Genomic DNA, 22,530 nt, shown 5'->3' with positions numbered 1-22,530 from the left:
TCAAAACGCGTGTCTTATGCCCATGGTCAGACCGAGCTGATTCGATGTCGAAGAAGGCGTGAAACCATAGATCGCCGCGACCGCCTTCACGTTGCGCGAGTCCGTGCCCGACGCATGCTGATAGATGCCGACGCCCACGGCCACTCCGGCCCGCTATACTCGACCGCAATCGCAATGTTTTCCCGATTCGCGTCTACCACGCTCCAAGGCAACGCATGCGACACGCCGTGTAGCGTATGCGGCTTAGCGTTCGGATGCGCGGGCAAATCGAAGATCGCGTTACCGAAGCTCAGACGCGCGTTTTCGATTCTGTTCGAATAAGGCACCAGGGGTTACGCACCGGCGCGCGGCCACGCGAGCGGATCGAACTCACGATCGCGAAGCGGCACGAGAATGTCCACATCGTCGGCGCGCAGACACGCAACACGCCCGCCCCATTGCGGCACGACTTCCAGCCGCAGCACGTCATTTTCCAGAACGATCCGCTCCGCTTTGTGCATTCGTTTCCCCCTATCGCGCGCGCACGAATCGTGTGACGACAGCTTCGTCCGGCGACAAGCCGATGCCGGGCTCATCGAGAAGATCGAACGCGGGGCCGCGGCGAATCGACGAGAGGTCGATCAACTCCGCCGCCGGCTTCACATACAGATATTCCAGTTGCAATGTGGAAAACGCGATAGCGAGATGCAGCGTCGCAAGAAAGCCCGGACCGAAATACGGCGAGTGCGGCAACACGCCGACGTCGCGCTTTTGTGCTTCTCGCGCGATATTGACGAATTCCGTCACGCCGCCGACCTTGCTCACGCTGGGCTGAATGTAGTCGACCGCGCCCGCATCCATCGCGTGTCTGAACTGGACCTCGGTGCACCAGTTTTCGCCTGCCGCGATCGGCACGCCCCGCGCACGCAAGGACGCGAGCGCGGCGAAATCCTCCGGCGGAAAAATCGGCTCCTCGACCCATGTGATGCGATCGTGCTTGGCCAGCGCATCGACGTTGGCGCGCGCGACGTCGCGCTCCCAGCCACAATTCACATCGATGGAGATACCGGCGCGGCCCGCCACCGTGCGATGGCACGCATCGATCACTCGCATGTCGGCCTCGTGCAGCTTGATGTCCTCATAGCCTTCATCAAGCGCCTGCGCGCAGATCGACGAAGCCATCTCCGGCGTCCCGTATCGCACGAGACTCGCATACGTGGTCAGCGTCCTTTTATTGCTGGCGCCGAAGACACTAAAAAGCGGAACGCGCCGACGTTTGGCGAGCAGATCCCACAGCGCCATGTCGACGCCAGAGATCGCGAATGTCGTGATGCCATAGCGGCCGAACAGATGCAGTTGTTGCTGCGTGCGACGATTCCATTCCTCGATGGATGCGATCTCCGCGCCTTCGAGCAGCGGCTTGATGCGCGCCTCGATCACCGAAGCCGTCGCATCCGCGATGAAATAGCCGAACGCCTCGCCCCAGCCGACATTGCCATCCGTATCTTCGACGCGCACGAGCACCGTTTCCAGCGAATGCCACGTGAGCGGCGTGATCGTTTTCGCAGGTCCGCCGTCCTCGAACGGAATCTCGACCACGCGAACCTGAACAGATCGAATCTTCATGAAATCCTCTATGCGTACATCGAATTGTTTGGTCAGACTGCCGCGGTCAGCGCGCGCGCCTCGCTGCGCGGCCCGACGAAGATCGCGAGAATGAACGCGCCGACTACACCGAGCGAGCCCGCCAGCACGAACGCGCTCGCATAGCTGCCTGTGCCCTGGATCAGAAAGCCCGTGACCGCCGGGCCGACGATGCCCGAGACGTTCGCGAGTCCGTGCATGAAGCCGCTCGCGGTGCCGACCTGATGGCGCGGCACGCTGTCCTGAATGATCGCCCAGTAGGCGGGCGCGGCGAGCATCAGAAAGCCGATGGCGACCGTCATCAGGCTGACCGCCGATGTCACGCTGTCGGCCGTGCCGGTGAAACCGATGCAGACCGCCGCGATCAAGAGCGAACTGACCAGCACGACCTTGCGCGAAAAGAACTGCTTGCCGGTCTTGCGGAAAATCGCATCGACCAGAAAGCCGCCGCCGAGAAAGCCGAGCGCGCCGAAAATCCACGGCAGTGACGAGACCAGACTCATGTCCTTGAGGCTGATGCCTTTCGCATCGACGAGATAAGTGGGAAACCAGGTGATGACGACCTTGTTGGCGGTCGCGGAGTTGGGGCCTTCGCCCGCGCCGAAGAAGATGCGCACCGCGAACAGCGACCAGAAGCCCGAAACCAATGCCGTCATCGCGCACATGACGGACCAGAAGCTCATCGAGCAGACGAGCACTTTTTTCGAGCCAAAACGATCCGAAAAATATCCGCCGAGAAAATTGAAGAGCGCATAGCCGACCGAAAAGGACGCGAAGATCAATCCTTTATCTGCGGCGCTCAGATGAAAATCGCGCGACATGAATGGCATCGCGATGGACAACGCTGCACGGTCGATGTAGTTGATCACAATCGCCAATAGCAGCATGACGAGAATCACTGTCCGGTACTTGCTCGTTCGATTGGGCACATCCGTCTCCTGCATGTGTCGTGTTCGTTCGGCGAACGCACTGAAAACCGCACCGAAGAACACACAACACGCTCGCAACGAGCGGCGCGCGTTTCGGGTGAGTGCATCTTAGGAACACGCGGATGCGACGCCAGCCGAGGGATTACCCTCGGCGGCAATTGACAGTTCCGTATGCTGAGACTCGCGCCTGACGAGACGGATCGTCGCGCGTCAGGACTCGACCGCGCGCGTGCCGACGCCCGCGCGCCGGGACGGCATGAAATACCACACGGCCGCAAGCGCCTGCATCACGACCAGTCCCATCCACACGACCTGATGCGCGATCGCCGGATAGTGCCCGTCCACTGCGGGCCATCGCGCGAGCACCGCACCGATGGCGATCTGCGCGACGAAGATGCCCGCGAAGATCACGAGCGTGAAGGTCGTATTGACGCGTCCGATCAGGCGGGCCGGGAAGTACTCCGCGAGCACCGCATAGGTCAGGATGCCGGTGCTGCCGAACGCGCCGTACGCGGCCCACAGCAGCGGCTGCGGCAACGGCACGCGCGCGGCGAGCAACGCCTGCACGATCACGTACAGGACCATGGTCACGCCGGAGAACAACTGCACGCTCACTCCGCGCCGCTCGAACACGCGCGCGAGCGCACCGAAGCACAGATTGCCGACGATGAACGCGCCGCCGAGCACCGACACCATCAGGCCGGCGCGCGCCGCGACATCGCCCGTGCCGGCGGGCGCCACGTCGCGCAGGAACGCGCCGATCCACAGCGACTGCATCGCGAAGAACACGGCCTGCGTGAGCCCGGAGAACGTCGCGGTCTTCCAGAACGCGCGGCTGCGCAGGATATGGAGCGTGCCCTTGAACTGATCGAGCACGCTCGCCTTCGACTCGGCCGAGCGCACCGTCGGCGCGCCTAGCCAGATGATCGCGGCGACGCCTGTCGTGACGACCGCGAGACCGATGCTCACCGCGCGCCACGGCGCGATCGTCAGCAGCCACGACAGCGGCGCGCCGACGGCCACGCCGCCGAGCCCGCCCAGCGCCATCACGATGCCGTTGACGAAGGTCAGTTGCGCGATGGGAAAGTGCTGCGCCGTCGCCTTGAACGCGCCGCCGAGACAGACCGAAACGCCCACGCCGACCAGCAGACGTCCAGCCGTCAAACCCGCCATGCCGTGCGAAAGCCCGAAGAGCAGCGAGCCCGCCGCCGCGAACAGCAGCATGCACGCGGTCACGCGACGCGCGCCGAAATGGTCGAGCAGCACGCCCGCCGGAATCTGCGCCCCGGCGAAGCCCAGGAAATAGACGCTCGTGAGCGTGCCGAGATCGGTCGCCGTGAAGCCCAGCTCGCGTGACAGGAACGGCGCGAAGCCGAGATTGACGCCGCGAAAGAGGTAGGAGATGAAATAGCCGAGCGCGAAAACGGCCAGTACGCGAAGTCTGAGTGCGGTCATGGTGCGGGCGATGCGTAAAAAGCGGAACGTACCTAAGTAGGCAATTATTGGCGAAAACCGCCCGACCATGCCAACGAGAGATTTACGACGCGATTGTGAGTAGAATTTGACGTCATGTCCCGGTCCATTCCTCCATTGCAGGCGCTACGCGCGCTAGAAGCCGCCGCGCGACGGCGCAGCTTCAGTCGAGCCGCTGAAGAATTGCATTTGACGCACAGCGCGGTGAGTCATCATTTGCGCGCGCTCGAGGCCGAGCTGGGCGTCGATTTGTTCAAGCGCGTCGGCAGCCAGATGATCCCCACGGCGGCGGGCGCGCAGCTCGCGGACCGCGTACGCCGCAGCCTCGAGGACCTGCGCGACGCGCTCGACGCCACGCGCCCCGGCGTCAATGGCGTGACGCGCCTGGAGTTGAGCGTCATGTCCGACTTCGCATCGGTGTGGCTGATTCCGCGCCTGCCCGACTTTCACGAACGCTATCCCGATGTCGACCTCTCGCTGCATACGCATGCCGCCGTGACGCCGCCTGATCCCTATCCGTTCGACATTGGCATCTGGCATCGGCGCGTGGAAGCGCCCGGCTTTCAGATTCGCAAGCTGCTCGACGATCAGGTCGTCGCCGTGTGCAGTCCGGCGTTGCTCGCGCGCTATCCGGACTTCCGTCCCGAGATGCTGGCCAGCATGCCGCTGCTGCGCTTTTCGCGGCGCGGCTGGCGGGATTTTTTCGAGGCGGCGGGCGTGAACGGGACGGAGCCCGAACGCGGCCCGATCTTCGACGACGCGGGCCTGTTGCTGCGGGCGGCCATCAGCGGCCAGGGAGTCGCGACCGCGCGCATGCAGTTGGCGCGCGACTTCATCGAACGCGGGGAACTGGTGCAACTCGGTTCGGTGCGCGTGCCCGCCTCGCTCGACTACTACTTCACGTGGCGCGACGGACATCCGCGCGAGGCGGCCATCGCGCAGTTTCATCGCTGGATCAAGGGGCAGCTTGCGGGATAGCCGCAGGATTGAATGCCGGGGTGAATGGCAAAGCTATTTGCCGAGGCGCGTGGGTTCGACGGTTAGTTGCGTGTTATCGTTTGCGAAATTTTAGTTAGATATCCGATTCAACTGTCATCCTCCAGCAAGGACTCGATCGGCACCGTAAGCTTCACGAACGGCGTGCGGATCACGATATAGCTGAAGTATTTCTCGATCCCGACATTGCGATCGACGAGCTTCTCGATCACTTCCTGATAGTGCCCGATGTCCTTGACGAGAAACTTCAGCAGGTAGTCGTAACCACCGCTCACGAGATGACATTCGGTGACTTCGTCGAGGTCGCGCAGATTCGCTTCGAACCTTATGAAGTCCTCGCGCCGGTGATCGTGCAGCATGATCTCGGTGAAGACCGTCACGGTGCTGGTCAGCTTCGCGAGATTGAGATGCGCGCCATAACCCGAGATGATGCCCGCCGCTTCAAGACGCTTCACGCGCTGCAGACAGGGGCTTGCGGACAGCCCGACGAGTCCGGCGAGATTCGCGTTCGTCATGTTGCCGTTCTTCTGAAGCTCGGCAAGTATCCGGATGTCGATGCGGTCCAGCTTCTGTCGGTTATTCATAGCGTGATCGATTGCGCTGCCGTGTCATCCACGGGCGAGTTCTTCGTGATGCGCCTGAACCAGTTGAGCCATGCTCGTGAACTTGAAATCGACGGCGGGTTCCGTGAACGTCCTCACGGTCGCGCCGAAGCCGCGCTGCTCGAAGCGCCGGAAGATCCAGCAGGAACGCAGCCCGAATTGCGCCGCGGGCTGATGATCGTGATAGTTGCTGTCGGCGATGTGCAGCGTCTCTGCCTTGTCGATGCCGAGCGCGGACAGCACCTCGAACAAGTAATCGAAGTTGCGGCGCGACGGCTTGTACGAGCCGACGTCCTCCGCCGTCACGACGGCATCGAATTCTACTGCCAGCTTTTCATTGCTGCGCATGAAGCTGGCATTGTCGACATTGGAAACGACCACGAGCCTGAAATACTTCTTCAGGTATTGAAGCGTGCTCGCGGAGTCGGGGAACGCGGGCCAGTCGCCCACCGTTTGCCCGTAGGCGACTGCCTCGTCCGACGTATGCGCTACACGCCACTCTTCCGCGAGCCGTTTGTACACCACGGCAAGCAGCCGGTCGTATGGCATCTCGGGTGTCATCCGCTGCTGATGCGCTTCGTGCCGCGCATGCGCTTCGAGCACCTCGTCGCGCGTGATCGATGGATCGAGCCGCGCCGTCAGCGAGGCGAGGCCGGCGGCGATCCCGGCCTCCCAGTCGATCAGCGTGCCATAGCAATCGAAGGTGAGCGCCTTGAACCCGGTCAGTCTCATGAGCCCGAGCGCTTCGCGAGCGCCTCCTGATGCGCGCGCACCAGATCCGCCATGCTGTTGAAGCGGAAGTCGATCTTCGGCTGCGCGCCGGGATCCATGGTCGCGCCGAAACCCTGCTGTGCGTGCCGGCGAAAGATCCAGCACGAAGCCAGGCCGAATTCGTTCGCGGGCTTGTGATCATGAAAAAGGCTTTCGGCGGTATGCAGAATCTTGTCTTTCGTGATGCCGCGTTCGCCGAGCTTGCCGATCATGTATTCGAAGTTGCGCGGCGACGGCTTGTACGAACCGACATCCTCCGCCGTATAGATCGCATCGAACTCGACTTGCAGCTTTGCGTTGCTATACGCGAAGCTCTCGTTGTCCACGTTCGACAGAATCACCAGCTTGTAGTGCTTCTTCAGGTATTGCAGCGAGCTTGCCGAGTCCTCGAAGGCGGGCCAGTTGCGAATTGAACGGCCGTACGCGACACATTCCTCATGCGTATGCGACACGCGCCACTCTTCCGCCAGCCGCTTGTACACGATGGGCAGCAGATCCTGATAACGCTTGAACGGCGTATAGCGCTGCTGCGACGACTCATGCCGCGCATGCGCTTCCAGCACCTGATCGCGCGTGATCCCGGGCTCGACGCGCGCAAGCAGGGGCCGCAGCCCTTCGAAGATGCCGGACTCCCAGTCGATCAAGGTGCCGTAGCAGTCGAAAGTCAGTGTGTCGAAGTCGGTGAGTTCCACGGTCGCTCCTGTCTTGGTCGGATTGGAGTTCACAGTGTAGGGAGGGCGCACGGCAACCAGAACTTTTCTTGCCCTGGGCGTCAGCAGCTTCTATCGTTGACGCGGAGTGCGACAGCAGATTCTACCGGCCCGCTCTTCTGGTTTTCCCTCTCGACCTGAAGTCATCGTAGGTATTTTTCATTGCTTGTTTGGAAACCAGAATTCTTTTACATTGGTATTTTTAAAAACCAGTCAGGAGGCCACTCATGCGTTATCCCGTCATTGCGATCGCCGCCGCAGCGGCGTTCGGCGCCGCCGCATCGGTAGGCGCGCAGGAAGTCGTCACCTTCGGTCACTCCGCGCCGCTTACCGGCCCGCAGGCGCCGAATGGCAAGGACAACGAGAATGGCGCCAAACTGGCCATCGAAGAACTGAACAAACAGGGCATCAAGATCGGCGGCAAGAGCGTCACCTTCAAGCTGGATTCGCAGGATGATCAGGCGGACCCGAAGGTCGGCGTGCAGGTCGCGCAGAATCTCGCCGATCACAACGTGCTCGCCGTGCTTGGCCCGTATAACTCCGGCGTGGCGATTCCGGCCTCGCGCATCTACAACAACGCGGGCATTCCGCTGCTGCCGGTCGCGTCGAACCCCGCGCTGACGAAGCAGGGTTTCAAGAACATATTCCGTATCGGCGCGAGCGACGAGCAGCTCGGCGGCACCATGGGCGAATTCGCCGCGAAGACGCTGAAGGCGAAGACCGCCGCCGTCATCGACGACCGCACCGCGTACGGCCAGGGCGTCGCGGAGCAGTTCACGAAGCAAGCGAAGGCGAACGGCATCCAGATCGTCGACCAGCAGTTCACGAACTCGCAGGCCACCGACTTCCTCGGCATTCTCACGGCGATCAAGGCGAAGAATCCGGACGTGATCTTCTTCGGCGGCTATGCATCGCAGGGCGCGCCGATGGCCAAGCAGATGAAGCAGCGCGGCATTCGCGCGAAGCTGCTCGGCGGCGACGGGATCTGCTCGGCCGACATGGGCAAGGTCGCGGGCGAGGCGGCTTCCATCGTGTATTGCGCACAGGGCGGCGTAGCGCTCGACAAGACCGCCGAAGGCCGCGAGTTCCTGAAGAAGTATCACGACGCGTATCACACCGACACGCAGGTCTACGGCGTCAATTACTACGACGGCGTCAAGATGCTCGCCGACGCCATGGTCAAGGCCGACACCACGACCGACAAGGCCAAGCTCATCGCGCAGCTCGCGAAGGAGAAATACAAGGGCGTGGCGGGCACCTATTCGTTCGATGCCAACGGCGACCTGCAAGGGGCGCCTACGACCGTGTACATGATCCGCAACGGCCTGCCCGTGCCCTACGCTCAATAAACCGGATAGCGATGAAACTCACCCGATCCATCTCGACAGTCGAAGTCCACACCGGCGGCGAGCCGTTCCGCATCGTGACGAGCGGCCTGCCGCGCCTGCCCGGCGACACCATCGTGCAGCGCCGCGCATGGCTGAAGGAAAACGCCGACGACATTCGCCGCGCGCTGATGTTCGAGCCGCGCGGCCACGCCGACATGTACGGCGGCTATCTCACCGAGCCGGTATCGCCGGGCGCGGACTTCGGCATCATCTTCCTGCACAACGAGGGCTATAGCGATCATTGCGGACACGGCGTGATCGCGCTCGCGACGGCGGCCGTCGAGCTGGGCTGGGTGCAGCGCACGAGCCCGGAAACGCGCGTGGGCATCGACGCGCCGTGCGGCTTCATCGAAGCGTTCGTAAAGTGGGATGGCGATCACGCGGGCGGCGTGCGCTTCGTGAACGTGCCGTCGTTCATCTGGAAGCGCGACGTGACGGTGGACACGCCGAGCTTCGGTAAAGTGACGGGCGATATCGCGTATGGCGGCGCGTTTTATTTTTATGCCGATGGCGCGCCGCACGATCTGCCGGTGCGCGAAGCATCCGTGGAGAAGCTGATCCGCTTCGGCGCCGAAGTGAAGGAAGCGGCCAACAAGGCGTATCCGGTCGCGCATCCGGACATTCCCGAGATCAATCACATCTACGGCACGATCATCGCGAACGCGCCGCGCCACCCGGGATCGACGCAGGCGAACTGCTGCGTGTTCGCCGATCGCGAGGTCGACCGCTCGCCCACCGGCTCGGGCACGGGCGGGCGCGTCGCGCAGCTTTATCTGCGTGGCGAGCTCGGCGCGAACGAGACGCTCGTGAACGAGTCGATCGTCGGAACGATCTTCAAGGGACGTGTGCTGAAGGAAACCACGGTGCACGACATTCCCGCTGTCATTCCGGAAATAGAAGGCAACGCGTATATCTGCGGCTTCGCGAACTGGATCATCGACGAACGCGATCCGCTGTCGTACGGCTTCCTCGTCCGATAGGGCGCGTTCAGCTCGGCGTCACGTCGCGCTTCACACGATGAATGTGTTGCTCGACGTAGAACGCCGCAGCGTCCGCGTCGCCGCACACGATGGCTTCATAGATCAGCCGATGCTCGGCGACATAGAGCCTGATGCGGCCCGGATCATGAATGCCGTCGTCCTTCACGCGCTTCCACAGCGACTGGTCCATGGTCTGCGCGATCTCGTCCGCGAGTTTCGCGAGCAGCGCGTCGCCGGTCATGACGGCAAGCTGCCGGTGAAAGAGCCGGTCGCTGTTGTTCCATAACGCGAGTTCGTCCGCATCGGCGACATTGGTGAGCGTTTCCATCTGCGCGAGGTAGTGCTCCGCGAGTTCGTCGCGCTGCTTGCGGGCGGCGGCGCGGCGCGCGATGGCAGGCTCCAGGATCAGGCGCACGTCGAGCGTCGCGGACGGGCTGAAGTCGGCGGGCAGTTCGGCCGATGCGGCGGCGCTGGCGAGGATTTGCGGCGCGTTCGGACAGACGTAGGTGCCCGAGTTGCGCCGCGTCACGACGAGTCCTTCGTTCTGCAACGAGCCGATCGCCTCGCGCACCGCAGGCCGTCCTACGCCGAACAGCGCAGCCAGGTCACGCTCGGACGGCAGGCGCGCGTCGGGCAGGAAGCGGCCCGTGCGGATTTCTTCGCGGATCTTGTCCGACACCTGCTCGTATATCTGAAGCGGGCGGAAATCGCGGGGGAAGTCGTGGCGGGCGGAGGCCATGATGCGGGTGTCGAGACGTTGGGCAATGTGGTTTCAAATATACCACTTTGATGAAAATCCGGCACAGTGTGAACGGACCAAAAGCGGCTGTATAGCGACCGCAACACCAGCGGCAATGCACATTTGTGCACGTTTACATTCTTGTTCATGCGCGATATGCTGTGCAGATGAACGACGACATCCCCCTCGCCCGCCGCGACGAAATAGCGAGCCGGCTCGCGCAAGGCCAGTCCGTGGTCGCTGCTGCGCTCGCCATCGAATTCAATATTTCGGAAGACGCCATCCGCCGCGATCTGCGCGCGCTGGCCGCCGAAGGACGCTGCCGCCGCGTCTATGGCGGGGCGCTGCCGATCACGCCCGCCTCCGCGCCCATGGCACGCCGCATGGACCTGGCGCGCGAACGCAAGGCGGCGTTGGCGCGCGCGGCGGTCCCCCTCGTCGGCCGCGGCGAACTCCTGTTCCTCGACAGCGGCAGCACCAATCTCGCGCTCGTCGATCTGCTGCCCGAGGACGCCGAACTCACCGTGGCGACCAACTCCATCGACATCGCCGCGGCCGTGCTGCACCGCTCCGACCTGCAACTCATCATGATCGGCGGCGCAGTCGATCCGGCCGTGGGCGGCTGCGTCGATGCGAGCGCCGTGCAGAGCGTCGCGCAACTGAATATCGACCGATGCTTCATCGGCTCTTGCGCGATCTCGTCGAAGAATGGCATCGGCGCATTCGGTCTCGCCGACGCCAGCTTCAAACGCGCGGCCCTCGCCGCGAGCGAGCACAGCGTGGTGCTCGCCCTGAGCGACAAGTTCGACGCCCGCGCGCCGCATCGCGTTGCCGCGATCAGGTCGATCGAAAGCGTGGTGGTCGAATCGGACCTGCCGGACGCGGCGCGTGCGGCCTTGTCGAAAGCCGGCCCATCGATTTTGACGGCTCAGGCGCCGGTCAGCTCATGAGCGCCCGCTCGATTCCCGCAAAGCCGCCCGCGACGGCATCCGCCCAGCCGGGCGCGCGCTTCGCCACGCGCCTCGCGTTCCTCGTGGCGGGCTTCGGCGTCTCGTGCTGGGCTCCGCTCGTGCCCTTCGCCAAGGAGCGGCTGGGCGTCGATGAAGGCACGCTCGGCCTCCTGCTGCTGTGCATCGGCGTAGGCTCGGTGATCGCGATGACGCTCACCGGCGCGCTCAGCGCGCGCTTCGGCAGCAGGCCGATCATCGTCGCGGGCGGATGCGGGCTCGCCCTGATCCTGCCGCTTTTGACGGTGGCGGCCACGCCGCTCACGCTGGGCGTCGCGCTGCTCGCGTTCGGCGCGTTTCTCGGCTCGCTCGATGTCGCGATGAACATTCACGCGGTCGAGGTCGAGCGCGCCGAAGGCCGGCCGCTGATGTCGGGCTTTCATGCGCTGTTCAGCGTCGGCGGCTTCGCGGGCGCGACCTCGATGACCTTCCTTCTTTCGATGCACATCGAAGCGCTCGCGAGCACCGCGCTCTGCGCCGCGCCGATGCTCGGCGCGATCGCCGTCGCGCGCGGGCGCCTGATCGAAACGGCGCAGGCCAGCGACGCTCCGCTGTTCGCGTGGCCACGCGGCATCGTGCTGATGCTGGCCGGGCTCGCCGCGATCACCTTTCTCGTCGAAGGCGCGCTGCTCGACTGGGGCGCGCTGCTGCTGACCAGCACCGGTCTGGTCGCGTCCGCGCAGGGCGGGCTCGGCTACATGTTCTTCTCCATCGCGATGACCGCGGGACGTCTCGGCGGCGACGCGCTGACCGCGCGCATCGGCGATCGCTCGACCATGTTCTGGGGAGGCGTGCTCGCAATTGCCGGCTTCGTCGTCCTGCTCACCGCGCCGGGCGCCCCGATCGCGCTGGGCGGGTTCCTGCTGATCGGCCTCGGCGCATCGAACGTCGTGCCGGTGCTGTTCCGGCGCGCGGGCTCGCAACGCGCGATGCCATCTACGCTCGCCGTCGCCGCGATCACGACGACCGGCTATGCGGGACATCTCGTGGGCCCGGCGGGCGTGGGTTTCATCGCAAAAGGTGTGGGTTTGCCGGGCGCATTCTGGCTGCTCGCGGCGCTGCTCTGTCTCGTTCCGGTCTGCGCCCGCGCGGTGACGACGGAACGATCCTGAGGGCAATGCTCATGCACATCGCTCATATCGCAGTGTGGACCCGCGATCTGATCGCCGCCGCCGAATTCTGGCGTCGATATTTCCACGCGGAGATTGGCGACACGTATCGAAGCGCGCGACGGCCAGGCTTCGTTTCCTGCTTCGTCACCGTGCCCGGCGAGCGCGCCAGCATCGAACTGATGAGCGCGCCGTGGATCGCTGACGCGTCCGCAACGGAACACGCCGGCTGGGACCATCTCGCGATCTCGCTGGGAAGCCGCGCCGCGGTCGATGAAATGGCCGCGCGCTGCCACGCCGACGGCTTGCTGGTTTCCGCCCCGCGCACCACCGGCGATGGTTTCTATGAGGCCGTGATCGCCGCACCGGACGGCACGCGCATCGAGATCACCGCATAGTCACGCGCGAACGCGCCCAGTCAGCGTCGCGCGCCAGAGCGACGAACGCCGCGAGATAGTCGATGCTCCTGTCCGACTCGCGCATGCCGAGATATATCTTCTTCGCGATGCCCTTCTTGCCGAGCTTGACCGGCGTGATCGGCATGCGGTCCGCGTACTCTTCCGCGAGCCAGCGCGGCAATGCCGCGACGCCCCGGCCGCTCGCGACCATCTGCATCATGATGTCGGTCGTTTCGATCACCTTCTGACGTTTCGGCACGACATTGGCCGGCGTGAGGAATCGCGTGAAGATGTCCAGCCGATCCGTCTCGACCGGATAAGTGATGAGCACTTCCGACGCAAGCTGCTCCGGCACGACATGAGGCACGCTCGCCAGCGCATGCGCGTCGGCCACGACCAGCACCTGCTCGTAATCGAACACGGGCTCGAAGCGCAAGCCCGCTTTCTTGAGCGGATCGGGCGTGACGAGCACGTCGATATCGAAACCGAAAAGCGCGCCGATGCCGCCGAACTGGAAGCGCTGCTTCACATCGACATCGACGTCGGGCCAGCGCGCGAGATAAGGCGACACCACCTTGAGCAGCCACTGATAGCACGGATGACATTCCATGCCGATGCGCAACGTGCCGCGCTCGCCCTGCGCGTACTGCTTCATGCGCAATTCCGCCAGTTCGAACTGCGGCAACAGGCGGTTCGCGAGACCGAGCAGATAGCGCCCCGCCTGCGTGAGACGCATGCTGCGCCCTTCGCGCGTCCAGACCGCCGTGCCCAATTGCTGCTCCAGCTTTCTGACCGTGTGGCTCAGGGCCGACTGCGTAAGATTCAGCGCCTCGGCCGCCGCGGTGAGCGACCCCTGCTTCTCGACTTCACGCACGACCATGAGATGACTGCGTTCCAGCATGATCCGCCACCATGAACAAAGTTAATCGATATATGAAAACATACCATTTTTATTCATACATCGAAAATCCTATCATCGACGGTGAATCATCTTCAATGGACAAGAACGCACGATGGCCACCACACACAATCTCGGATTCCCGCGCATTGGCGCCCGCCGCGAACTGAAATTCGCGCTCGAAGAATACTGGAAAGGCGAATCGTCGCGCGAGCAACTGAAGGCCGCGGGAGCGGCGCTGCGCGCGCGTCACTGGAACGATCAGGCGCGGCTCGACTACGTGCCCGCGGGCGATTTCGCGTTCTACGATCAGGTGCTCGACATGAGCTTCACGCTGGGCAACCTGCCCCAGCGCGTGCGCGACTTTCATGGCGATGCGCTCGACAACTACTTCCGCGTCGCGCGCGGCCGCTCGGCCACGCACGGAGAACAACACGCCGCGTGCTGCGGCGGCGTGGCCGCGGGCGAGATGACCAAGTGGTTCGATACGAACTATCACTACATCGTCCCCGAGTTCGACGCGAACACGCAGTTCACGCTCGATGTCTCGCGTCTGGTCGAACAGATCGGCGAGGCGCGCGCGCTCGGCGTGAACGCGAAGCCGGTGATCATCGGTCCGGTGACGTATCTGTGGCTCGGCAAGGCCAAGGACGACTCCGACAAGCTCGCGCTGTTGCCGCGCCTTCTGCCGGTGTACGCAGCCTTGCTCGATCACTTCGCGGCGCAAGGCGTGGACTGGGTGCAGATCGACGAACCCGCGCTCGTCACCGAACTCGACGCCGAGTGGCGCGATGCGTTCGTGACCGCCTACGACGCGCTCTCGGCCCGTCGCGTGCGCCTGCTGCTCGCGACGTACTTCGGGCAGTTGCAGGACAATCTCGCGCTCGCCTGCAAGCTGCCGGTCGATGGCCTGCACATCGACGCGATCAACGCACGCGATGAAATCGGCGATGCCGTCGCGCATCTGCCGGACACGGCGGTGCTGTCGGTGGGCGCGATCAACGGCCGCAACATCTGGAAGAGCGATCTGAACGCCACGCTGGAATGGCTCGAGGCTCTGCACGGCCAACTCGGCTCGCGTCTCTGGATCGCGCCGTCCTGCTCGCTGCTGCACGTTCCGGTCGATCTGACGAGCGAAGCGAACCTCGACGCTGAAATCAAATCCTGGCTCGCCTTCGCGCTGCAAAAACTCGATGAACTCCGTGTGCTCGCCGATGCGCTGAACCACGGTCGCGCATCCGTTGCCGATGCGCTCGCCGCGAACGCCGCCGCCATCGAAAGCCGCCGCGCGTCGACGCGCGTGCATAGCGCGGCGGTGAAGGCGGCCATCGCGCGCATCGATGCGTCGCTGGGTCAGCGAAAGAGCAGCTACGAAACACGCGCAAGCGCACAGGCGGCCATTCTCGGCCTGCCCGCGTTTCCGACGACGACCATCGGCTCGTTCCCGCAAACGGGTGAGATTCGCCACGCGCGCAGCCGCTTCAAGAGCGGCGAGCTCGATGCCGCCGGCTATCGCGCCGCGATGGAGCGCGAAATCACGCGCGCCGTGCGGGAACAGGAAGCGCTGGGCCTGGACGTGCTCGTGCATGGCGAAGCCGAACGTAACGACATGGTCGAATACTTCGGCGAACAGCTCGATGGCTATGCGTTCAGCCAGTTCGGCTGGGTGCAGTCGTACGGCTCGCGTTGCGTGAAGCCGCCGATCCTGTTCGGCGACATCAGCCGCCCGAAAGCGATGACCGTCGAGTGGATCGCCTACGCGGCGGCGCAGACCAGCAAGCCGATGAAAGGCATGCTGACCGGTCCGGTCACGATCCTCAACTGGTCGTTCGTGCGCGACGATCAACCGCGCTCCGTGTCGTGCAATCAGCTCGCGCTCGCGATCCGCGAGGAAGTGCTCGATCTGGAGAAGGCCGGCGTGCGCGTGATTCAGATCGACGAAGCGGCGCTGCGCGAAGGCCTGCCGCTGCGCCGCTCGCAGTGGGGCGAGTATCTGCGCTGGGCGGTGGAATCGTTTCGAATCACCGCGAACGGCGTGCGCGACGACACGCAGATCCACACGCACATGTGCTACTCGGAGTTCAACGACATCATCGCGTCGATCGCCGGGATGGATGCCGATGTCATCACCATCGAAACGTCGCGCTCGGACATGGAACTGCTCGACGCGTTCGACGACTTCAACTATCCGAACCAGATCGGGCCGGGCGTGTACGACATTCACTCGCCGAACATCCCGAGCCAGGAGCACATCGTCGATCTGATGAGGAAGGCGGCGGAGCGGATTCCCGCCGAACGTCTGTGGGTGAATCCGGATTGCGGGCTCAAGACGCGTCAGTGGGAAGAAGTGATTCCCGCGCTCAGGAACATGGTCGCGGCCGCGCGGAGCCTGCGACAGTCCGCGTGATCCAGACGGAGAACGAGAGCCCGCCGCGGCAGGCTCTCATCACCGATATCAGCCCTGCACGAACGCGAGCAGGTCAGCGTTGAGCACGTCGGCGTTGACCGTCAGCATGCCGTGCGAAAAACCGGGATACGTCTTGAGCGTCCCGTTCGCGAGCAGCTTGATGGACTTGAGGGCGGCGTCGGCGATCGGCACGATCTGATCGTCTTCGCCATGCAGCACGAGCGTCGGCACCGTGATCGCGCGAAGGTCTTCCGTCTGGTCCGTTTCCGAGAACGCCTTGATGCCTTCGTAATGCGCCTTCGCGCTGCCCATCATGCCCTGCCGCCACCAGTTCTGGATCACGCCCTGATGAACGGTCGCGCCGGCGCGATTGAAGCCGTAGAACGGACCTGCGGGAACATCGACGAAGAACTGCGCGCGGTTGTCGGCGAGCGCACGGCGAAAGCCGTCGAACACTTCGATCGGCAAGCCTTCCGGGTTGCCCTCGGTCTTCAGCATGAGCGGAGGCACCGCGCTGACCAGCACGGCCTTCGCGACGCGTCCGGCCGGCTGACCGTGTTTCGCGACATAGCGGGCCACCTCGCCGCCGCCCGTCGAATGGCCGATGTGCACGGCGTTGCGCAAATCCAGAGCTTCGACGACGGCGAAGGCATCGGCGGCGTAGTGGTCCATGTCGTGCCCGTCCGCGACTTGCGACGAACGGCCATGGCCGCGACGGTCATGCGCGACCACGCGATAACCCTTCTGCACGAAGAACAGCAGTTGCGCGTCCCAGTCGTCGGACGACAGAGGCCAGCCATGATGGAAGACGATCGGCTGGGCGTCCTTCGGGCCCCAGTCCTTGTAGAAGATCTCGACATTGTCTTTCGTGGTCACGTACGGCATGGTCCTTTCCTTATGGGTTGATCGAGCGTTGGCAAAGCATCATCATCCGGCGCCCGTGTTACAGAAGACACCGAAGTCACGTCAAACAGGCAGTACGGGGAGAATACGGAGACCCGCCTTGCGGCGGAATAGCGCCGCATGCAAAGCATCGTTGCAGTAGCGCACTGTACGGAATAAATAAAAAACGCACAGAAAGCGTGTCACGCCCTCATTGTGGCCCTCACCGTGGCCGATACCAGACCGGCTCCGACAGGTGCTCCGCGAAGTAATCCGCCAGCGCCGTGACCTTTGCCGGACGCGCGCGCGCCGACGGCGTGACGAAGTACAGGCCGCCGCGCGTCAGATGCCAGCCGGTGAGGATCGCTTCGAGGCGTCCATCGGCAAGATAATCCCCGGCGATGAATTCGGGCAGCTCGGCAATCGCGAGGCCTTCGAGCAAGGTGGGCAACAGCGCGTCGGCATTGGTCACGCGCAGCGGGCCCGCCGGTGTGACCGATTCCTCCTCGCCCGCGTCGTTCGTGAAGCGCCAGACATCGCTGCGCGCGCGATACGCGTAAGAGAGACACGCGCGGCCGTTCAACTCGCGCGGATGGCCGGGGCGGCCGTGCCGTTCCAGATATTGGGGCGATGCCACGACGAGCTGCGAAACCGGACACAGCCGGCGCGCGACCAGCGACGAGTCCGGCAACGCGGCGATGCGCAGCGCCGCGTCGAATCCCTCGGCAACGATATCGACGGTTGCATCCGATAAATGCAGATCGACGGAGACCTCGGGATAGCGTCGAAAGAAGCCGGGCAAAAGCGGCGCGACCCAGCGCAGACCGAAAGACATGGGCACGGCGAGACGCACGAGACCGCGCGGCTGCACCGACATCTCGCGCGCGGCGTTTTCGGCGGCTTCCGCTTGCCGGTAGATGTCGCCCGCGCGCTCCGCGATGGTGCAGCCGAACTCCGTCAACGCCAGTTGCCGCGACGTGCGGTTGAACAGCCTCGCGCCGAGCCGCTCCTCGAGCCGCGCGACACCTCGCGACACCGTTGCGACCGACAAGCCCGTCGCGCGCGCCGCCGCCGCGAACGAACCTTCCTGCGCCACTTTGGCGAACATCGCCAGGCCTTCGAAGTCGGGCAGCTTCGTCATTTCATTTTTGCAATGATGGTTTGCAGGCGATTCTATTTCGAAAAGCCATGGCCGTCGATATTCTCCTCTCACCGCTTCATTCAATTCCGAACGCAAAATCAATCTGGCAACGGAGAAAGATCATGGCACGCAGACTCGAAGGCAAGATCGCACTGGTTACCGGCGCAACCAGCGGCATTGGACTCGCTACCGCGAAGCGCTTCGCAGCGGAAGGCGCGCACGTTTATATCACCGGCCGCCGCCAGGCCGAGCTCGATGCGGCGGTCGCCGCGGTGAACGCAGTGGGGAGCGCGACCGGCGTGCGCGTCGATTCGTCGAAGCCCGAGCAGCTCGACATGCTGTATGAGCAGATTCGCGGCGAAAAGGGCCGGCTCGATGTGCTCTTCGCCAACGCGGGCGGCGGCACCATGCTGCCGCTCGGCGAAATCACCGAGGCGCACTATCACGACACTTTCGACCGCAATGTGAAGGGCACGCTCTTCACGGTGCAGAAGGCGCTGCCGCTGCTTGCGAAAGGCGCTTCGGTGATTCTCGCGGGATCGACCACGACTATCGAGGGCACGGCGGCCTTCAGCGTCTATTCGGCATCGAAAGCCGCGATCCGCGCCTTCGCGCGCAGCTGGATTCTCGATCTGAAGGACCGCAACATTCGCGTCAACACGATCAGCCCGGGCGCTACCAGAACGCCCGGTCTCGTGGAACTCGCAGGCCCCGATGAGGCGCAACAGCAAGGACTGCTCGACTATCTCGCTTCGCGCATCCCGATGGGGCGCGTGGGCGAGCCCGAGGAGATCGCGGGCGCCGCGCTGTTCCTCGCATCGGACGATGCGAGCTTCGTGAACGGCGCCGAACTGTTCGTCGACGGCGGGCAGGCGCAGATCTGAGTTGCAATCAATTTGCATTCGATTCCACTGAGAAAGGCAGCGCTGACGCTGCCTTTCTTTTTTTGCGCCTCAATTCCGTGCTTTCAATTGCGCGCCCGTTGATTCGTTCTTCCCGGTGAGAGGCCGGCACGAGGCGCGCGCGCCTGAGCCCCGGCCATTCCCGCAGACTGTTCCCGCTAAAGGACAGATAGCGGCGACACCAGCGATTTCCCCTGGACAACGTCCTTCTTCCGCGCCACGCGAATTTCGCGGCGAGCAGCGCCATCGACGATCGTCCGCAGCCAGGGAGTATTCACAATGGGCCATGATCGTTACATCGATATCCTCACGGCCATGTTTCTGTTCTGGAACGGCGCGCGCGTGCTGACCTACGTTCCGACCATCTTCAAACTGCTGACGACGCCCACGGATGCGCGCAGTCACAGCCTGCTCACATGGACGTGCTGGGTCCTGAGCAACGGCACATTCGCGCTGATGCTGCTGGAACGCAACGCCGGCTCGCCCGAGGCGATGTTCTGGCTCAACGCGGGCAATACGGCGATGTGCCTGATCGTCTGCGTGATCATCTTCTGCAAGCAGCGCAGGAACGGTTCGCGACGCGGGCTTCGCCGGACCTGAATCTCACGGGCTCCATTTCCGTGCGGCCGGAACCGTTGTTGCAGGTGATGCCCGCCGGTCACTGATGGCGGGCGTTGAATCGATTTCATCGCCGCCCCCGTATGCCGGACATACAGCCAGCGCGGATTGTCTCGATCGCGCGCCTCTCATACTCTGGACTGCATCGTCGCGCGTCGCGTTTTCGCGCGGCGGCCCATCGCCCGAACAGCCATTCCGGTCTATTGCAGAGCATTGGAGGAGACATGCACGACGGCTTGATTGAGGTTACCGTCTCGCGCACGTGGCAACTGGCCACGGGATATCGCGCGGTCGAATTGCAGGCGCAAACGGATACCACCCTTCCGCCCTTCGACGAGGGCGCTGTCCTCGACGTCGTGCTGGACGCGCACGCGAACCGCAGCAGAAGACAGCCGCTGCATCGCAGCGCCTCGGGACAGGGAACCTATGTGGTAGGCGTGCGCATGGCGACGGAAAGCGCTCGCGGCACGGACGACACCCTTTTTCATCCCGGCAGGCGTCTGCTCGTTCGTCCACCGGAGAGCCCGCCTCTCGCCATCGATGAACGCGCGCGCTACGTCCTGTTCGCGGGCGGAGTGGGCATCGCGACCATCGTCGGCATTGCGGAGCGTCTGGTGGAGGCGAGGAAGTCGTTCGAACTGCATCATTTCTCGCAATCTGCCGAGCGCTCGTTGTTCCGTGACGAATTGCGGGCGCTCGAGCCTTTCGGCGCGATTCGTCATCGCGTCGGACTGGGTTTCGACGAAATCGCCCGCGTGGTCGCGCACGCGCTCAGTCCCAGCGGCGCCAACGCGCAAATCTATTGCAGCGGCCCGCCAAAATTGATGGACCTGGTTCAGCTCAACGCTCGCGACTGGGTTTATCCCGGCAACGTTCACAAGATTTATCTGGGCGAGAGCGCCGTTTAGTATTTCACCGCATCAACCGGCATTCGGGCGAACGATCCGGCCACCTCTGGACAGGCCGAATCGTTCGCCTTTAACGTTTCGGAACTCCCCTCAAAGGCGTCCCTCCTCAATTTTGGAAAGTCTTTGCAAAACGCAAGGTTTTTCCAATACAATGCGCTCACGCGGTCCAGAACCGCTTCAGAGACAAACCAGGGGTCGCCGATGAGCGCCGTAGCGGAACGCATCCTTCGCGTACTGGAGGAACTCGCCAATTCACCGGAAGGCAGGACGCTGTCCGAACTCGCGAGCGCGCTGGACATGCCGGTGAGCGCCACGCATCGCCTGCTCGCCGACCTGATGGAGCAGGACTACGTGCGCAAGGACGAGCGGCGCGGCGAATTCTCCCTGACGATGAAACTGCCTTCGCTCGGACTGCGCTTCCTGAGCGCTGGCGGCGTGGTCGATGTCGCCCAGCCCATACTCGAACGTCTCGCGGCAACATCCGGAGAACTGGTCCGGCTGGCCATCGTCGATGGCGAGCAGTTGATCTACGTCGCCAAGGCGCAGGGGGCGACGCAGGGCATTCGCTACGACCCCGAAATGGGGCGCCCCGTGACGCTTTCATGCAGCGCCGCGGGCATGATCTGGCTCGCCGGAAAAACCGATGAAGAAGCCATGCGCCTGGTTTCGAAACAGGGCTTCGGCATGCCCGCCGACTTCGGCCCGCGCGCGCCGACCACCTTCAAGGCGCTGATGCCGCTGATCGAAATCGCGCGGGCGAACGGATACGCCACCACGCACGACATGTTCCTTCCGGCAATGAGTTCGATGGCGACGCCCGTGCGCGCTTCCAGTGGCGACGTGCGCGGCATCCTGATCATCGCGGGCCCGATGTCGAGACTCACCGACGAGCGCATGAGCGCGCTCGTGCCATCGCTCAAGGCGACTGCGGCGGAGCTGTCGGAAGCGAGCGGCGTGTCGCCCATGCTTCGTCGGGCGATCAAAGGCCCCAACTACGCAGTCAGCATTTCCGAATAGACCACGCCTCGTGTCCTCGCGTGCGTCGCAATCATCGACCTATTGATTAGGATGTCTTATATTTTTATCAGCTACACATAACCTGCCGCACAGGAGGAGACAATTGGAAACAGATCGCTCGATGGCCCATCGCGCAGTCAGCGCGGCGACGCTCGGCACTGCGCTGGAGTGGTTCGACTTCACACTTTATGGGTCGGTCGCCGCCACGGTATTGCCCAAGCTGTTCTTTCCCGCGATGGAGCCGGGCTCCGCGCTGCTCGCGTCGCTGGCCACCTTCAGCGTGGGGCTTGCCGCGCGCCCGCTCGGCGCGATCATTTGCGGATATTTCGGCGACAAGCTCGGCCGTCGCAACCTGATGCTCGGCACCGTATCGGTGATGGGCATTACCTCGGTGCTCATGGGACTGCTGCCCGCTTACGCGCAGATCGGCATGCTCGCGCCCATACTGCTGGTCGCGCTGCGCATCATCCAGGGCTTCGCGCTCGGCGGCGAATCCACCGGCGGCCAGTTGATGGCGCTGGAACACGCGCCCGCCGACCGGCGCGGCAAGTATTCCGGCCTCATCGGCATGTGCGCGCCGCTGAGCCAGATCCTCGCCAACGCCGTGCTGCTGTTGTTGTCCGCGACCATGAGCGCCGACGCCTTCGCGAGTTATGGCTGGCGCATTCCCTTCGTGATGAGTTTCCTGCTCGTGCTGGTGGGCATCTACATCCGGCTGCGCGTTTCCGAAACGCCCGCATTCGTGAAAATGCAGCAGTCCGTGGTCGCGACGGTCGGCAGCCCGCTCAGGGACGCCTTTCGCCTGCACTACAAGACCATCATCCGGATGATGCTGTTCTTCTGCGGACCGACAGCGCTGTTTTGGTCGCGCTGGTCGCCGCGCTGAATGTGCTCTCGTTCTGCATGATCGCGATCGGACCGGAAACGGCAGGCATCGACATGAACCGTATCGATTCCGCCGGCGATGTCGTCGGCGAGAGCGATACGAACGCGCGCCAGGCGACTTACTGATCAGGCGCACGATCGAACTCA

General features: G+C 63.7%; 24 protein-coding genes and 1 pseudogene. 13 read left to right on the top strand and 12 right to left on the bottom strand.

Annotated features, from left to right (window positions below; all coding sequences use genetic code 11):
* From AWB79_RS40045 to AWB79_RS11365, 5 genes are all read right to left on the bottom strand, one after another.
* Nucleotides 1-138: a hypothetical protein gene (locus tag AWB79_RS40045; RefSeq protein ID WP_198399011.1), complete on the bottom strand. Its 138-nt coding sequence runs from the start codon at nucleotides 136-138 to the stop codon at nucleotides 1-3.
* 194 nt (nucleotides 139-332) lie between these two features.
* A complete protein-coding gene (locus AWB79_RS39435; RefSeq protein ID WP_157695749.1) occupies nucleotides 333-500 on the bottom strand; it encodes a hypothetical protein in 168 nt (55 codons plus the stop codon).
* Between the two features lie 10 nt (nucleotides 501-510).
* Entirely contained in the window at nucleotides 511-1,605 is a 1,095-nt protein-coding gene (locus tag AWB79_RS11375) for a mandelate racemase/muconate lactonizing enzyme family protein (RefSeq protein ID WP_061167515.1), read from the bottom strand.
* Nucleotides 1,606-1,637: 32 nt separating this feature from the next.
* Nucleotides 1,638-2,615: an MFS transporter gene (locus AWB79_RS11370; RefSeq protein WP_269767928.1), complete on the bottom strand. Its 978-nt coding sequence runs from the start codon at nucleotides 2,613-2,615 to the stop codon at nucleotides 1,638-1,640.
* A 147-nt stretch (nucleotides 2,616-2,762) separates the two neighbouring features.
* On the bottom strand, nucleotides 2,763-4,007 hold the full coding sequence (locus tag AWB79_RS11365; RefSeq protein WP_061167513.1) for an MFS transporter: 1,245 nt from the start codon (nucleotides 4,005-4,007) through the stop codon (nucleotides 2,763-2,765).
* Nucleotides 4,008-4,121: 114 nt separating this feature from the next.
* Between AWB79_RS11365 and AWB79_RS11360 the strand changes: the two genes are divergently transcribed.
* Nucleotides 4,122-5,003, top strand: a complete 882-nt coding sequence (locus AWB79_RS11360) for a LysR substrate-binding domain-containing protein (RefSeq protein WP_061167512.1) — start codon at nucleotides 4,122-4,124, stop codon at nucleotides 5,001-5,003.
* 107 nt (nucleotides 5,004-5,110) lie between these two features.
* Here the strand turns inward: AWB79_RS11360 and AWB79_RS11355 are convergent, their stop codons facing one another.
* From AWB79_RS11355 to AWB79_RS11345, 3 genes are read right to left on the bottom strand one after another with little or no spacing between them, the layout of a single operon-like run.
* Nucleotides 5,111-5,605 carry an Lrp/AsnC family transcriptional regulator gene (locus AWB79_RS11355; RefSeq protein ID WP_061167511.1) on the bottom strand — a complete coding sequence of 165 codons (495 nt, stop codon included), beginning with the start codon at nucleotides 5,603-5,605 and terminating at the stop codon, nucleotides 5,111-5,113.
* A gap of 24 nt (nucleotides 5,606-5,629) precedes the next feature.
* Complete coding sequence (locus AWB79_RS11350) at nucleotides 5,630-6,355, bottom strand: haloacid dehalogenase type II (RefSeq protein WP_061167510.1); 726 nt, start codon at nucleotides 6,353-6,355, stop codon at nucleotides 5,630-5,632.
* The gene (locus AWB79_RS11345; RefSeq protein WP_061167509.1) at nucleotides 6,352-7,086 is read right to left on the bottom strand and encodes a haloacid dehalogenase type II; all 735 of its coding nucleotides are present in this window, start codon (nucleotides 7,084-7,086) and stop codon (nucleotides 6,352-6,354) included. The genes AWB79_RS11350 and AWB79_RS11345 overlap by 4 nt, the downstream gene beginning before the upstream one ends.
* A 245-nt stretch (nucleotides 7,087-7,331) precedes the next feature.
* Here AWB79_RS11345 and AWB79_RS11340 point away from each other — a divergent pair, with 245 nt between their 5' ends.
* Nucleotides 7,332-8,453 carry a branched-chain amino acid ABC transporter substrate-binding protein gene (locus tag AWB79_RS11340; RefSeq protein WP_061167508.1) on the top strand — a complete coding sequence of 374 codons (1,122 nt, stop codon included), beginning with the start codon at nucleotides 7,332-7,334 and terminating at the stop codon, nucleotides 8,451-8,453.
* 11 nt (nucleotides 8,454-8,464) lie between these two features.
* On the top strand, nucleotides 8,465-9,472 hold the full coding sequence (gene lhpH, locus AWB79_RS11335; protein ID WP_061167507.1) for a trans-3-hydroxy-L-proline dehydratase: 1,008 nt from the start codon (nucleotides 8,465-8,467) through the stop codon (nucleotides 9,470-9,472).
* Nucleotides 9,473-9,479: 7 nt separating this feature from the next.
* On the opposite strand, the gene AWB79_RS11330 is transcribed toward lhpH, so the two are convergent.
* Nucleotides 9,480-10,211: a FadR/GntR family transcriptional regulator gene (locus tag AWB79_RS11330; RefSeq protein WP_061167506.1), complete on the bottom strand. Its 732-nt coding sequence runs from the start codon at nucleotides 10,209-10,211 to the stop codon at nucleotides 9,480-9,482.
* 167 nt (nucleotides 10,212-10,378) lie between these two features.
* On the opposite strand from AWB79_RS11330, the gene AWB79_RS11325 reads away from it, so the two are divergent.
* From AWB79_RS11325 to AWB79_RS11315, 3 genes are read left to right on the top strand one after another with little or no spacing between them, the layout of a single operon-like run.
* On the top strand, nucleotides 10,379-11,161 hold the full coding sequence (locus AWB79_RS11325) for a DeoR/GlpR family DNA-binding transcription regulator (RefSeq protein WP_061167505.1): 783 nt from the start codon (nucleotides 10,379-10,381) through the stop codon (nucleotides 11,159-11,161).
* Nucleotides 11,158-12,330, top strand: coding sequence for an MFS transporter (locus tag AWB79_RS11320; RefSeq protein WP_061167504.1), 1,173 nt, complete (start codon nucleotides 11,158-11,160; stop codon nucleotides 12,328-12,330). Before AWB79_RS11325 ends, AWB79_RS11320 begins: the two co-directional genes overlap by 4 nt.
* A gap of 11 nt (nucleotides 12,331-12,341) precedes the next feature.
* Entirely contained in the window at nucleotides 12,342-12,725 is a 384-nt protein-coding gene (locus AWB79_RS11315) for a VOC family protein (protein WP_061167594.1), read from the top strand.
* On the opposite strand, the gene AWB79_RS11310 is transcribed toward AWB79_RS11315, so the two are convergent.
* Nucleotides 12,715-13,626, bottom strand: coding sequence for a LysR family transcriptional regulator (locus tag AWB79_RS11310; protein WP_061167503.1), 912 nt, complete (start codon nucleotides 13,624-13,626; stop codon nucleotides 12,715-12,717). The genes AWB79_RS11315 and AWB79_RS11310 overlap by 11 nt on opposite strands.
* Before the next feature lie 112 nt (nucleotides 13,627-13,738).
* Here AWB79_RS11310 and metE point away from each other — a divergent pair, with 112 nt between their 5' ends.
* Nucleotides 13,739-16,030, top strand: a complete 2,292-nt coding sequence (gene metE / locus AWB79_RS11305) for a 5-methyltetrahydropteroyltriglutamate--homocysteine S-methyltransferase (protein WP_061167502.1) — start codon at nucleotides 13,739-13,741, stop codon at nucleotides 16,028-16,030.
* Nucleotides 16,031-16,078: 48 nt separating this feature from the next.
* Here the strand turns inward: metE and AWB79_RS11300 are convergent, their stop codons facing one another.
* Nucleotides 16,079-16,915 (bottom strand): alpha/beta fold hydrolase, encoded by an 837-nt coding sequence (locus tag AWB79_RS11300; protein WP_061167501.1) that lies wholly within the window; start codon nucleotides 16,913-16,915, stop codon nucleotides 16,079-16,081.
* A 220-nt stretch (nucleotides 16,916-17,135) separates the two neighbouring features.
* On the bottom strand, nucleotides 17,136-18,053 hold the full coding sequence (locus AWB79_RS11295; protein WP_061167500.1) for a LysR family transcriptional regulator: 918 nt from the start codon (nucleotides 18,051-18,053) through the stop codon (nucleotides 17,136-17,138).
* Nucleotides 18,054-18,175: 122 nt separating this feature from the next.
* Between AWB79_RS11295 and AWB79_RS11290 the strand changes: the two genes are divergently transcribed.
* From AWB79_RS11290 to AWB79_RS41035, 6 genes and pseudogenes are all read left to right on the top strand, one after another.
* Nucleotides 18,176-18,937, top strand: coding sequence for an SDR family NAD(P)-dependent oxidoreductase (locus tag AWB79_RS11290; protein WP_061167499.1), 762 nt, complete (start codon nucleotides 18,176-18,178; stop codon nucleotides 18,935-18,937).
* A gap of 297 nt (nucleotides 18,938-19,234) precedes the next feature.
* Nucleotides 19,235-19,555: a hypothetical protein gene (locus AWB79_RS11285; RefSeq protein ID WP_061167498.1), complete on the top strand. Its 321-nt coding sequence runs from the start codon at nucleotides 19,235-19,237 to the stop codon at nucleotides 19,553-19,555.
* Nucleotides 19,556-19,797: 242 nt separating this feature from the next.
* Nucleotides 19,798-20,481: a ferredoxin reductase domain-containing protein gene (locus AWB79_RS11280; protein ID WP_061167497.1), complete on the top strand. Its 684-nt coding sequence runs from the start codon at nucleotides 19,798-19,800 to the stop codon at nucleotides 20,479-20,481.
* A gap of 201 nt (nucleotides 20,482-20,682) precedes the next feature.
* Nucleotides 20,683-21,498, top strand: coding sequence for an IclR family transcriptional regulator (locus AWB79_RS11275; protein ID WP_061167496.1), 816 nt, complete (start codon nucleotides 20,683-20,685; stop codon nucleotides 21,496-21,498).
* 121 nt (nucleotides 21,499-21,619) lie between these two features.
* Nucleotides 21,620-22,363 (top strand): annotated as a pseudogene (locus tag AWB79_RS11270) (MFS transporter); the annotation flags it as partial.
* Entirely contained in the window at nucleotides 22,360-22,509 is a 150-nt protein-coding gene (locus AWB79_RS41035; protein ID WP_374728537.1) for a hypothetical protein, read from the top strand. The pseudogene AWB79_RS11270 and the gene AWB79_RS41035, both read left to right, overlap by 4 nt.
* Nucleotides 22,510-22,530: the final 21 nt, after the last annotated feature.

Source organism: Caballeronia hypogeia (assembly GCF_001544875.2).
Classification (GTDB): Bacteria; Pseudomonadota; Gammaproteobacteria; order Burkholderiales; family Burkholderiaceae; genus Caballeronia; species Caballeronia hypogeia.
The sequence above is the reverse complement of the archived record's forward strand: the minus strand, read 5'-3'. Positions and strand labels throughout refer to the sequence as shown.